Source organism: Burkholderia sp. Leaf177, assembly GCF_001424345.1.
Classification (GTDB): Bacteria; Pseudomonadota; Gammaproteobacteria; order Burkholderiales; family Burkholderiaceae; genus Caballeronia.
Genome location: NZ_LMPF01000026.1, coordinates 200,929 through 213,320, shown reverse-complemented (window position 1 = coordinate 213,320; position 12,392 = coordinate 200,929). Strand labels below are relative to the sequence as shown.

General features: G+C 57.4%; 10 protein-coding genes and 1 pseudogene. 1 reads left to right on the top strand and 10 read right to left on the bottom strand.

Annotated features, from left to right (window positions below; all coding sequences use genetic code 11):
* Window positions 1-124: 124 nt before the first annotated feature.
* The 6 genes and pseudogenes from ASG35_RS30065 to manD form a co-directional block, all read right to left on the bottom strand.
* Window positions 125-952, bottom strand: coding sequence for a DUF6216 family protein (locus tag ASG35_RS30065; protein WP_056366639.1), 828 nt, complete (start codon window positions 950-952; stop codon window positions 125-127).
* Between the two features lie 429 nt (window positions 953-1,381).
* Window positions 1,382-3,619: an NADP-dependent isocitrate dehydrogenase gene (locus ASG35_RS30060; protein ID WP_056366636.1), complete on the bottom strand. Its 2,238-nt coding sequence runs from the start codon at window positions 3,617-3,619 to the stop codon at window positions 1,382-1,384.
* A gap of 226 nt (window positions 3,620-3,845) precedes the next feature.
* On the bottom strand, window positions 3,846-4,718 hold the full coding sequence (locus ASG35_RS30055) for a GntR family transcriptional regulator (protein WP_082508688.1): 873 nt from the start codon (window positions 4,716-4,718) through the stop codon (window positions 3,846-3,848).
* A 118-nt stretch (window positions 4,719-4,836) separates the two neighbouring features.
* Window positions 4,837-6,134 (bottom strand): annotated as a pseudogene (locus ASG35_RS30050) (MFS transporter).
* A 60-nt stretch (window positions 6,135-6,194) separates the two neighbouring features.
* Window positions 6,195-7,232, bottom strand: a complete 1,038-nt coding sequence (locus ASG35_RS30045; RefSeq protein ID WP_056366633.1) for an L-idonate 5-dehydrogenase — start codon at window positions 7,230-7,232, stop codon at window positions 6,195-6,197.
* 76 nt (window positions 7,233-7,308) lie between these two features.
* A complete protein-coding gene (manD, locus tag ASG35_RS30040; protein ID WP_056366629.1) occupies window positions 7,309-8,517 on the bottom strand; it encodes a D-mannonate dehydratase ManD in 1,209 nt (402 codons plus the stop codon).
* A 94-nt stretch (window positions 8,518-8,611) separates the two neighbouring features.
* Here manD and ASG35_RS30035 point away from each other — a divergent pair, with 94 nt between their 5' ends.
* Window positions 8,612-10,099: a mannitol dehydrogenase family protein gene (locus tag ASG35_RS30035; RefSeq protein ID WP_056366626.1), complete on the top strand. Its 1,488-nt coding sequence runs from the start codon at window positions 8,612-8,614 to the stop codon at window positions 10,097-10,099.
* 37 nt (window positions 10,100-10,136) lie between these two features.
* Here ASG35_RS30035 and ASG35_RS30030 read toward each other — a convergent pair whose 3' ends face one another.
* From ASG35_RS30030 to ASG35_RS30015, 4 genes are all read right to left on the bottom strand, one after another.
* Complete coding sequence (locus tag ASG35_RS30030; protein WP_056366624.1) at window positions 10,137-10,472, bottom strand: copper resistance CopC family protein; 336 nt, start codon at window positions 10,470-10,472, stop codon at window positions 10,137-10,139.
* A 32-nt stretch (window positions 10,473-10,504) separates the two neighbouring features.
* Window positions 10,505-11,401 carry a hypothetical protein gene (locus ASG35_RS30025; RefSeq protein WP_056366621.1) on the bottom strand — a complete coding sequence of 299 codons (897 nt, stop codon included), beginning with the start codon at window positions 11,399-11,401 and terminating at the stop codon, window positions 10,505-10,507.
* Between the two features lie 93 nt (window positions 11,402-11,494).
* On the bottom strand, window positions 11,495-11,881 hold the full coding sequence (locus ASG35_RS30020; protein ID WP_056366619.1) for a DUF2946 domain-containing protein: 387 nt from the start codon (window positions 11,879-11,881) through the stop codon (window positions 11,495-11,497).
* A 57-nt stretch (window positions 11,882-11,938) separates the two neighbouring features.
* The gene (locus ASG35_RS30015) at window positions 11,939-12,253 is read right to left on the bottom strand and encodes a putative hemolysin (protein ID WP_327019675.1); all 315 of its coding nucleotides are present in this window, start codon (window positions 12,251-12,253) and stop codon (window positions 11,939-11,941) included.
* Between the last annotated feature and the right edge of the window lie 139 nt (window positions 12,254-12,392).

The window sequence follows — 12,392 nt, the reverse complement described above, 5'->3', positions numbered from 1 at the left end:
CCTGAAAACGACGATCTTTATGCATGGCAGACTTTTGTGTTCAAACCTCCGCGGGCTCCTTAAGGAGCCTTCTTTCTCTAACGCATTAAGGCCTGCGCAGGCTCAGATTTTACGGATGACAGCGTTAATTTTTCACGCACGTTGCTAGTTTGCACGGCGCATTCTCTTTAGACCGTAACTGGTCGATCAATTCGCGTGCTCGCAAAGCGGCAATCACGCGGTGCAGGAGCTTTAACGCGGCTAAGAAGGTCAGTACCGCAATAGTTCCGAGGACTGTGCGCTGTTGCTCTATTGCGTCAATAGTCACCGCCTCAAGCTTTCCATTAGCTAGGCCGTCGCAGATCGCTAACGTCTCCGCGTCAGTCATCTTGGATACGCTAGCACCTGGAAGTGTGCGCTTCATACAGGATTCGGAATTGATTTTCCAGCGTCCCCAAATGGCATCCACGCTGCTTCCGTTACTTGAAAACCATACCTCAGACACCTTCATTTTAAAAAGCGTCGTTTTGGCGGTGAATGTGGTTGTGAGTACGGTAAAGCAGATAATTGACACGAAGAAAACACCGAATTGCCTCCAAATTAGTTTTTTACTCGGGCATTGCAACGGTTCTTCTTTGGATGGGTCAATCCATTTGCGAGCGTGCATAAGGTCTATAGGACTGATTTGGTTTCGATCCATCCAAGCCAGTAGACGATGTAAATCATTGATAGACTGGGCTGGTACACCGTAAACCACGCGAAAGCGCGCCAAGTCGAGCTGCTCGTATGAAAACGATTTAAGTCTCACATCGCTAAAGTCTTTGTCTCCAATAAATGAACTCCACACTTTTTCTCGAATGATCTGTGTGGAATTTAAGCGAAAGATCGCGTAGCCAGCTACAGCAATAAGGCCAAGAATAGGGAGAAAGTATGTAACTAGCGGACCTATTCCCGCAACAAAAATAGCATTCAAAACACGTCACCAATATTAAGTATGAGGGCGCTTCGGCATACAATGTTCTTTGGGTCTTTGCGCGTATACAAGTTTTAAAAAAGTACCCAGCTATACCGCTGCTGTTAAGCCCAAACATTGTTAGCTAAAAATACAGCGGACCACAGCGTGCATTTTCCTTTTACCGGGTGCCGTCCACGGCGGTGATTGGACGGGTTACCGCACAAACGCGGCCCTTCGGTAACTATTGTGCATGGACGAAAGGTGGTATGACGAAGATCGTGCAGCTATTCGGGGCTTTTAACGGGCGCTAATCCGCAACCGTGTCATAAGTCCATCAGCCACTCAGAAATCCCGGTTAGACCATACACAACCTCTGCAGCAATACGCAATTTGGGCACGCACCATCAATCGCCAGAGCGAGCCCAAATCGCGAGATGCCTTCTAACCTCAACCCCTCACCGTCCCCAACGCCGCATTCAGCGTCTTACTAGGCCGCATCACCGCACCAAGCTTCTCGACATCGGGCCAGTAATACCCACCAATATCAGCCGCATTCCCCTGCACCGCGGCCAGCTCGGCAACGATCGTAGCCTCATCCTCAGTCAAACGCTTCGCCAACGGCGCAAACAACCCCGCCAACTCCGCATCATCCGTCTGCTCGGCCAGTTCCTGCGCCCAATACATAGCCAGATAAAACTGGCTACCGCGGTTATCCAGCTGCCCGGTCTTCGGCGACGGATTCTTGTTGTTCTCAAGCAGCAAACCAGTCGCGGCATCGAGCGTCTTCGCAAGAACCTTGGCCTTCGCGTTACCCGTCTTGATGCCCAGATCTTCAAGCGACACAGCCAGCGCCAAGAACTCACCCAGCGAATCCCAACGCAGATGGTTTTCCTCGACCAGCTGCTTCACATGCTTAGGCGCCGAACCACCCGCGCCCGTCTCATACATCCCGCCACCCGCCATCAGCGGAACAATGGAAAGCATCTTCGCGCTGGTGCCCAACTCCATGATCGGGAACAAGTCCGTCAAGTAATCGCGAAGAATATTGCCGGTCACCGAGATCGTATCGAGCCCGCGAATCACGCGCTCAAGCGTGTAACGCATCGCGCGAACCTGCGACATGATCTGAATATCCAGGCCGCTCGTATCGTGATCCTTCAAATACGTCTCGACCTTCTTGATCATCTCGGCTTCGTGCGGACGATACGGGTCCAGCCAGAAAATCGCCGGCATGCCAGAGTTACGCGCACGCGTCACAGCAAGCTTCACCCAGTCGCGAATCGGCGCGTCCTTCACCTGGCACATGCGCCAGATATCGCCCTCTTCCACGTTCTGCGTCAACAACACTTCGCCCGTAGCAATATCGACAATCCGCGCCTCGCCCGCTTCCGGCACTTCGAACGTCTTGTCGTGCGAACCGTATTCCTCAGCCTGCTGCGCCATCAAACCGACGTTCGGCACGGTGCCCATCGTGACCGGATCGAAGTTGCCGTTGGTCTTGCAGAAGTTGATGATCTCCTGATAGATACGCGCAAACGTGCTTTCCGGAATCACGGCCTTGGTGTCTTTCGGCCGGCCATCGGCGCCCCACATCTTTCCGCCAATGCGGATCATCGCGGGCATGGATGCATCCACGATGACGTCGTTCGGCGCGTGCAGATTGGAGATGCCCTTGGCGGAATCGACCATCGCGAGTTCCGGACGATGCTCATGGCAAGCATGCATGTCGCGGATGATTTCTTCGCGCTTGGAACTCGGCAGGCTTTCAATCTTGTCGTACAGATTGACGAGGCCGTTGTTGACGTTCACGCCGAGTTCTTCGAAGAGTTTGCCGTGCTTGGCGAACGCGTCCTTATAGAAGATCTTCACTGCGTGACCGAACACGATGGGGTGCGAGACCTTCATCATGGTGGCCTTCACGTGCAACGAAAGCATCACGCCGGTTTCACGCGCGTCTTCCATCTGCTCTTCATAGAAGTCGCACAGCGCTTTCTTGCTCATGAACATGCTGTCGATGATCTCGCCATCCAGCAGCGATACCTTCGGCTTGAGCACAATGGTCTTGCCGCTCTTGGTGACGAGTTCCATCTTGACGTCGCGCGCGTGGTCGATGGTCATGGATTTTTCGCCATGATAGAAATCGCCGTGCTTCATGTGTGCAACGTGCGTGCGCGAAGCCATGCTCCACTTGGCCATGCTGTGCGGGTTCTTGCGCGCGTAGTTCTTGACGGCGGCGGGCGCGCGGCGGTCGGAGTTGCCTTCGCGCAGCACGGGATTCACAGCGCTGCCGAGACACTTTGAGTAGCGCTGGCGAATAGCCTTTTCTGCGTCGGTCTTCGGGTCTTCGGGAAAGTCGGGGATCTTGTAGCCCTTGCCCTGCAGCTCCTTGATCGCGCCAATCAACTGATGTTGCGATGCGCTGATGTTCGGCAACTTGATGATGTTGGTTTCGGGCAGCAGCGTCAGGCGACCGAGTTCGGCGAGGTTGTCGGGTACGCGTTGTTCTTCGGTCAGGAACTCGGGGAACTCACCCAGGATACGGCCGGCGACCGAGATATCGCTCGTGGTGACGTTGATTCCTGCCGGCGCGGTGAACGTGCGGATGATCGGCAGAAAGGCGTTGGTCGCCAGCAGCGGAGCCTCGTCAGTCAGGGTGTAGATGATCGTGGGTTGTTGGGTGCTCATCGCTAATCCGAGAAAAGGGAAAGAGGTTGAAATGCCGCCGGCCGCGTCACAAACCGGCTTGAATGCTGTTAACTCATGAATTTTGCCTCATTTTTCTTTCGAAGGGATTTAACCGCCTGTTTCGGATCTGGATTCGGCCGGATTTCGGGCCTTGCGGCAAGTGAGACAGCCTTCAGCCCTTGGTGTTTCGGGATGTGGAATGCCCGTGAGCGTCTTTGGCACGCTGCTATAGGGTGAGTTGAACCCGTTCCGGTTCGTCCGGCTCGAACCAGTCTGGGTTGCGCTCGGCAACCGGTTTCAGGGAGGTCAGGATTTCCCGCAGGTGGGCACGCATGGCGTCCTCGGCGCCATCGGCGTCATGCGCCTTCAGTGCGCTCACAATCCGCGCGTGCTGCTTGATGATCAACTCCAGTGGCGACACATCCGGCAAGCTCAGGTATCGCACGCGATCCATCTGCGCCTTGATGTCCTGGATAGTGTCCCACGCGGCCACGCAGTCTATGGATTGCGCGATCAGGAAATGAAAGCGTTCGTCGAGCGCAAGAAACGCGGATGTGTCGTTGACCTTTGCCGCAACTTTCTGATCGCGCAGATTGCTGGCGAGATCTGCAAGTTGCGGGTCCGTGATCGCCACCGCCGCTTTGCGCGCGACAGCGGCCTCGATGGCTTCGCGAATGAACCTGCCTTCGCGGACTCGCCTCGGCGATATCCTCTTGACGAAGGTCCCCCGTTGGGGCAAAACCTGCAGCACGCCGGACTCGACAAGTTTGATGAAGGCCTCGCGAACCGGTTGCCGCGATACCTCGAACATCTCCGACACCTCGGTTTCGGACAGCGACGTGCCGGGCACAAGCAAGCCCGAGAAGATCGCTTCCCGCAACGCGCGAAAAATCTGCTTGCCTATAGGCTCGTGCGAATCCACCTGAAGCTGGCCGCGCAAATTGGGCAGCGCGATTCGCGGTTCGGATGCGCGGCCGCGCCCTGGGGAGGTTGCAAACGCCCCAATCAACGAAGACGCGGCACCTGCCTTATTGTTCACGCTATTTGCCGAAGGCGCGCCTTGTCGCCCGGAAACCGACAGGACCTTTTTTGTCACCATGACCCGCACCTGAACGAGGAAGTAAATAGACGACGAGCCAAGCAAAAACGCTCGGCTCGTCAACTACCATACTACCACGCGACTCTTACCGGATCAGCTCTCCCGGCATTGCCCGAACCTACAACGCAGCCACCCGCCGCGTACCGACGCCTCTACCACGCGGCTCGCGAATCCATATGAATGAGCACAGCGCGCCAAGTACCGCAACGGCGCCCGCGAGCACAAAAGCGCTGCCATACGCGCCGTTTGTTGCCTGCACGATAAATCCGGTCACCGCTGGCCCGATCACTCCGGCAAGATTCGCGAGCAAATGCACGAAGCCGCCAACACCACCAACGTTCTCGCGTCGAACCGTATCCTGGATCACGGCCCAATACACGGCGCCGGTGACGTACAGGAAGAAAATGGATACGGACATCAACGCAACGGCGCCCTGCATACTCTCAACGCGGCCTGCAAAACCCACGCATACGGCCGCCGCGCCAAGGCACACTGACAAGACCATACGACGCGCGAGCAAGGGCTTTCCGGTAAGCCGCAGAATCATGTCGGTGATAAAACCGCCCGCGGCGAGACCAATGCTTCCGAGTACCCACGGGATCACAGTCGCAATACTCATGTCATGCAGCGACATATGATGGGCTTCCATGAGGTAAGTCGGGAACCACGACAGGAAGAAAACAGCACGTAGTTATACGAGAAAAATGCGAACGCCGTCGCAAGAATGATCGGCTGCTTCAGGTAGAAACCCAGGCCGATTTTCTCGCCGGCGGGTGCGCTTTCCATCGATGATGCCTGTTGTTGTCCCTCGACAATCAACGCGAGTTCATCGGCCGAGACGCGCTTGTTTTCCTGCGGCGTTTCGGTAGTGGTCAGCGACCACAAAACGAGCCACAACAGTCCAAGCAACATGATTGCGACAAACGCCCAACGCCAGCCGAACCGTATTGCCAGATAACCCACCACCGGTCCGGCAAGCGCACCACCGAGCGGCGTGCCAGAACTGATCACGCCAATCGCACTCGCTACTTCGCGGCGCGGAAACCAGTTGTTGACCATCTTGCTGTTGGACGAACTGAACGGGCCTTCGCCCATGCCGAACAGCACACGAAGCACGATCAGCGACACCAGGCTGCTTGCCAACGCTGTCGCCCCGCAGAATATCGACCATATCCCCATTGACGCGCCGAACACCTTTTTGGCGCCGATCTTGTCGGACGCCACGCCGCCAATAAAATTGAATAGCGCATAGCCGATAAAAAAGCTGCTGAACACAATGCCCATTTGCGCGTGCGAAAAGTTCAGATCCTTTTGGATCAGCGGCGCGGCGATGGAAAGCGCGGCGCGATCGAGATAGTTGATCACACCCGCAAGAAACAGCAAGCCGACTACGAACCAGCGTTGGCTTTTGAACATGGACGACTCCTGATTTACGCCTCTTTGTAATCGGGCGTTTTGGCAATGCGTAGATGGGTGTCAGTCGAATTGCAAATGGACTTTCATCGACTGGTTTCGGTCGTGCGCGACTTCGAAAGCGCGGTTGGCTTCGGCAAGTGGAAAGACGTGCGTCATCAACGGGCTCAGGTCGATCTTGCCCGTGGCGATCTCTTCGGCGGCGACAGCATATTCGCCAGTGAAACGGAACGACCCTTGGTAGCGCAACTCTTTCGCCATCACCAGGTTGGCCGCAACTGGAGATTGCCCGGCGGGCAGATTTCCCACCTGGATTACCGTGCCGCCAGCGCGGACTGCGCGCAATGCGGTATCGAGTCCGGCGGGACTGCCCGATGCCTCGATCACGACATCGAATGTACCGCGCGATTGCGACCATGCATCGACTTGCGCCTGATCGGTTGCGAGCACGGTCTGATCCGCGCCGAGCGTCGCAGCCATCTGCAACGCCTTCTCGGCCAGATCCAGTGCTACCAGACGATGCGCGCCCGCGCGTCCCGCCACCGACAATAAAATGCAGCCAATCGGTCCGCATCCAACGACAAGCGCACGCGCGCCGACGAGCGATCCTGCATGCCTCAGCGCATGCAATGCAACAGCGAGAGGTTCGGCCATGGACGCCTGCGCGAAGCCGAGCGTGTCGGGCACTGGCACGCATTGGCGCGCGGCGACGGCAATGTACTGCCGGAACATGCCCTGCATATGCGGGAACGTCGATGCACTGCCCATGAAACGCATGTTGAGGCAATGATTTGTCATACCCATCACGCAGAACCGGCATTCGCCGCAGTTGAGTCCGGGGTTCACGGCGACACGCTGCCCAACGCGCAGACTCGTCACGCCCTCGCCCAGCGCGGCAATTTCGCCGGCAACTTCGTGACCTAGCACGAATGGCTCATGCACCGCGAAGTCGCCACTCTTGCCCTTGAAGTAATACGACAGATCCGACCCGCAAATGCCCCCAGCGCGCACGCGGATCTGGACTTGGCCGGGTTGGGGTTGAGGGGCATCGACTTCATCGATACGCAAGCGCTTCGGTTCGTGAAGGACGGCTGCAAGCATGAGAGGCTCCGATAATATTGATGTGCTGCGAGGACATTGAAAAAAGGAACGCGGCAATTTGCCCAGGCAATGCGGATCACCAGTTCCAGAGCGTGCCGTCTTCCAGCCGCGCAACGGGAAGGTACGCCGGGTCGTATCGATAGCGTGCGGCGAGTTCTTCGTTTATGTCCACGCCGTGACCGGGTGCATTGCCGGGATGCATCGTGCCGCGATCGAAGGTCCACGCATGTGGAAAAACATCGAGTGCTTCCGGCGGAAAACCCATGTATTCCTGCACGCCGAAGTTCGGCACCCACAAGTCGAAATGCAACGCGGCGCCCATGCAGACCGGCGACAGATCCGACGGTCCATGACAACCTGTGCGCACCTGATAAAGCGAAGCAAAATCCGCGATGCGTTTCAGGTGTGTGATGCCGCCCGCATGTGTAAGCGTCGCGCGAATATAGTCGATCAGCTGCTCTTCAATGAGCTGCTTGCAATCCCAGATGCTGTTGAACACTTCACCCACGGCGATGGGCGTCACGGTGTGCTCGCGGATCAGGCGAAAACCGGCTTGGTTCTCAGCGGGCGTGGGGTCTTCCATCCAGAAGAGCCGATACGGTTCAACCGATTTTCCGAGACGCGCGGCTTCAATGGGTGTGAGACGGTGATGCACATCGTGTAGCAGGTGGGTATTGAAGCCGAACTTGTCGCGCACGGCTTCAAAGAGTTTCGGCACGAAGTCGAGATACTTTTCCGATGACCACGTCTGCTCTTCCACTACACCTTTCGTTGCGGGCTCATACATGCCCGAGCCCTTCGATACTCCATAAACGGATCGCATATCCGGCACGCCGCACTGAATGCGGATAGCCTGGTAGCCCTGCTCCACATGGTCCGCATAACGGTCCAGCGCTTCGGGAATATCGCGGCCCGTTGCATGCCCGTACACCATCACGCTTTCCCGCGAAGCGCCGCCAAGCAACTTGTATAGCGGCAGGTTCGCAACCTTGCCGAGTATGTCCCACAGCGCCACATCCACCGCGGCAATGGCAGTCATGGTCACCGGCCCACGCCGCCAGTAAGCGCCCTTGTACAAAAGCTGCCACATATCTTCGATGCGACCCGGGTCCCGTCCGATCAGCATCGGGCAAACATGATCCTTCAGGTAGGACGCCACGGCCAGTTCGCGGCCATTCAACGTGGCGTCGCCAATGCCATAAATCCCTTCGTCCGTCACCACTTTCAGCGTGACGAAATTGCGGCCCGGACATGTAACGATGACATCGGCACGAACAATTTTCATGGAGCATTCCTAAAGGTTCTATGGTCAGAAATAATGCTACCATACAAGTAGACTTAAACGTCAATCAAGGGTTTTCCCGGCTTAGGGTCATCAAATGAATGCTAAATCAAGACTTTCCCGCGATGCGCTGGCATCGATCGAAGAGATTTATTTGCTTGGAAGTGGTTGGCGGGATGCATCCATAGGCATCGTGCATCTGGGTATTGGGAATTTTCATCGGGCACACGAAGCCGTCTATACCGAGGAAGCCATGCTTGCCGCCGGTGGCGATTGGGCAATATGCGGCGTGACTTTGCAGGGCGACGTCACCAAGCGCGAGGCGTTGATGGCGCAAGACGGTTTGTATAGCGTGGTGGAACGCGGGCCCGAAGGTGTGAAGACGAACGTCGTGCGCGCCTTGCGTGAAGTGCTTGCCATGCCGCACGATCGTATTCGACTGTCCGAATTGCTCGCCAATACCAATGTTCGCATCGTCTCGCTGACCGTGACGGAAAAGGGCTATTGCCGTGATCCGAGATCCGGAGAAGTAGACTTCGCTCACGCCGGCGTTGCGCATGATCTTCACCACTCCACCGAGCCAGACACCGTTCCCGGCATTCTGTTTGCAGCATTGCGCGCGCGACGCGACGCGGGCATAGCGCCGTTCACGGTGCTTTCGTGCGACAACCTCTCGCACAACGGCGCGGCGTTGCGCCAGGTCGTTTGCTCATATGCCCGCGCGCTCGACGCTGACCTCGCCGCATGGATCGAACACGAAGTGGCATTTCCATCCACGATGGTGGATCGCATTGTCCCCTCCACAACCGACGCGGATCGCGACGCCGCTTCTAGCGCATTAGGCTTGTACGACGCTGCGCCAGTCCCCTGCGAACCCTTCCGGCAATGGGTAATCGAGGACCGGTTTCCGGCAGGCCGCCCTGCTTGGGATCGTGTCGGCGTCCAGTTGGTGGATGACGTCATGCCGTTCGAGCTCGCCAAGTTGCGCATGCTGAACGCAACACATTCAACGCTTGCTTATCTTTCCATGCTTGCCGGTTTCAAGACAATCGACGAGGCCATTTCCTTCCCGCCCATGCGAACGCTGATTCATTCAATGATGACGCACGAGATCGCGCCCACGCTGACCGTTCCTGCCACGTTCGATCTGATGGCGTATCGCGATGCCTTGCTCGAACGCTATTCAAATCCGGCACTCAAGCATCGCTGCGCCCAAATCGCGATGGACGGAAGTCAGAAGATTCCGCCGCGCCTGCTGGGAACGATCTCAGCGCGATTGAAACGCGGCGAATCGATCGCGCGGCTCGCGCTTGGCGTAGCAGCGTGGTTCGTATTCTTGCGCGGCCGCGCTGACGACGGTTCCACGTTTCCGATCAGTGATCCGATGGCTGCAAGGCTCACGTCACTCACGAAAACCGCGGGGAATACGACCGAAGGACTCGTCGATGCAATGCTCGGATGTCGCGAAGTGTTCGACGCCGAGCTGGCCGCGAGTGCAAACTTGCGTCATGAGTTGATTGCAGCGGTCATGCAATTGAACAAGGGGGCAAGAGCCGCGATTGAACATGCGGCTTTGCAAGCATAAAAGCCGTTCAAGGCTGGCGACCCGCCTCGAACTCGCGCTATTTCACGTCGAACGAATAATCGCCGTGCGTTCTGTGGCCGTCATCGGCTACGGCTGCCCAGTGGACCGTGTAATGCCCGGCCGGCAGAACCGGCAGCGCGACGGTCGCGATTGCCGGTTGGCTGGCATCGACCGAAGACTTCGCGGTGTTGACCTGCTTGCCGGTGGCATCGGTGACGGTGAGCGTGGTGAACGCGGGTTCCAGCGGTCCGTCGAAGGTGATCTTCACTTGCGCCGGCGAAGCCACTGAAACGCCCGCTCCCGGCTCCTGGTTTTGCGGAAACACGTGCGCGAACGCGCTGGCGGCGTACAGGAACCCGAAGGCGAGCGCCATCGAATGTATGGGTTTCACGGTGGATCTCCTGGTCACTGGAACAACGGTTTGCCGATGGTTTTTGGCGCGACGTCATCGAAGAAAATATGCGCCTGCACCAGAATGCCCACGTGCGATCCGCTCGCCCGGTTGATCGGAATCTGCGCCTCCACGCCGAACTGTCCATACCGGTTGATCCAGATGAAACCCGGGTTCACCGTGCCCGTGGTCTGCCCCTGGCTGCGCGACAACGGCACTTCAACCAGCGGGACAATGTTCGCAAGCGGCTGCGGCAACCCGAGGTCACGCACGTGCTGCTGCAGGTACGGCAGGCTGTACTGGACCGTGAAGCCGTAGTTGAACGCGTTGGGCTGACCCGCGCCCGTGGTCAGCGCGGGACCCGCTTCCGCAGTGATGGCGATCGGGCGCAAGTACGCAAGCGAATCGGGGAGATCGCCCATGCCCTTGCCGGCAAAAATCGTCGGCGAGATGGTCGAGAAGTTGTCAGCTATCGCGCGGCTTCCGGTGCCGCCAATCTCGGCATCGAGTCCAACGGATGTCATGAACTCGTGCGCCTCGTTGACGTAAAGCAGGTATTTCACGCCGACATCGAGGTTGTCGAAACCGCGCGCCTTCGGGTTGTTCTGCATCACATAGGTCTCGCCAACCGATACCGCCAGCCGCGACGTGATGAGCTTGTCGTATTCGACATCGAAGGTATTGATGCTTTGATCGCCGTCGTCGCCGGGGACGCGTTGATGGCCGTACTGGAAATTGGCTTCATCGCCGACGCCGGGATCGTCCACCGACATGGTCGATGGAAACACGCGGTCGCCCGCAATCGCGTGTGCAAGTGCCGAAGATGGCGTCAGAAAGCAGGAGATGGCAGCGGTCGAAAAAATCGACGACGCAACAAGCGGCGCCGCGCCGCGCGTTATAAGGTTTCGCATGGATGATCCGTTTAGTCTGGTGACAGGTCGCGGTCATGCCGTCGCACGCCGTTTGTCGGGCGTATGACGCAGCTATGTACCGGTGAACTCAACTCAAGACAAAACGGGTGGTGCGCGAGGCTGGACGAACGTGTACGGCTCGGCGCGCACGACGCTTTCAAAGCGCGTGGCAACCTGGTGTTGCGTAAGCCGGACCGTGATTGCGAACAGCGCCTGCACGGTCGGCACGGCTGGCATGTGGACGAGCAAGTTGCAGTAACCGCAATCCTGGCCGTCGGACATCTGGGTGTGTTTATCGGCGTCCGGATTGTCGTCAGCCGGCGCGTCTTGCATGGACTGCATTGGGCAATGTTCGTCCTGCATGCCGTCGTTGGCGTTATTTGCCGCGAGGATATGAGAAGCCGTCGGCGCGAGCGTTGCCATAAGGATCGCAAGCAATCCCAGCAGGCTGCCAATCTTCCGATAGAAACGGCTCGACATGCTGCGCCCGGTTATCCGCGGATCAGTCTCTCGCGGATTATGACATGCGGCAATCGGTCATGGCTGCGGATGATCGCGTCGGAAAAGCACCCATTCGTCGATGACTGTTCCGTCGGGCAAGTGGCAGACGCTGGATTGATTGCCGGCCGTGTCCTTGCGCGTTTCGCGTTTTCCACCAAGGCTGACGCAATAGGTCGATGCAGGATTTGCCAAACCAACGGGCTTGGGTTTTTCCACGGGTTCAGAAGATGCGCATGCGCTCATGGCGGCCGTCAATACCATCATGGCTGCACCGTTGAATAGAGAAATGGACGGGAAATTCATCGCGATAAAACCAGGCTTGTTAAAGATGGCGGCGATTATAGTCGGCATGAAGCACACCATTACTTCCGATAAGAATCAAAGCCTTGCCGCGTGTTCCCAATAGATGTCCACAGCCTTGCAAACATTTTCTGTGGACAACTGGATCGCCACGTGAGCGTCCTGCAGGCAACCGGATCGCAGCTGAACG

What these genes read in the sequence shown, in the direction of transcription:
- manD (WP_056366629.1), bottom strand. Translation starts at nt 8,517, where the DNA reads ATGAAAATTGTTCGTGCCGATGTCATCGTTACATGTCCGGGCCGCAAT.
- ASG35_RS30025 (WP_056366621.1), bottom strand. Translation starts at nt 11,401, where the DNA reads ATGCGAAACCTTATAACGCGCGGCGCGGCGCCGCTTGTTGCGTCGTCG.
- ASG35_RS30055 (WP_082508688.1), bottom strand. Translation starts at nt 4,718, where the DNA reads ATGGTGACAAAAAAGGTCCTGTCGGTTTCCGGGCGACAAGGCGCGCCT.
- ASG35_RS30060 (WP_056366636.1), bottom strand. Translation starts at nt 3,619, where the DNA reads ATGAGCACCCAACAACCCACGATCATCTACACCCTGACTGACGAGGCT.
- ASG35_RS30035 (WP_056366626.1), top strand. Translation starts at nt 8,612, where the DNA reads ATGAATGCTAAATCAAGACTTTCCCGCGATGCGCTGGCATCGATCGAA.
- ASG35_RS30030 (WP_056366624.1), bottom strand. Translation starts at nt 10,472, where the DNA reads ATGGCGCTCGCCTTCGGGTTCCTGTACGCCGCCAGCGCGTTCGCGCAC.
- ASG35_RS30015 (WP_327019675.1), bottom strand. Translation starts at nt 12,253, where the DNA reads ATGCCGACTATAATCGCCGCCATCTTTAACAAGCCTGGTTTTATCGCG.
- ASG35_RS30020 (WP_056366619.1), bottom strand. Translation starts at nt 11,881, where the DNA reads ATGTCGAGCCGTTTCTATCGGAAGATTGGCAGCCTGCTGGGATTGCTT.
- ASG35_RS30045 (WP_056366633.1), bottom strand. Translation starts at nt 7,232, where the DNA reads ATGCTTGCAGCCGTCCTTCACGAACCGAAGCGCTTGCGTATCGATGAA.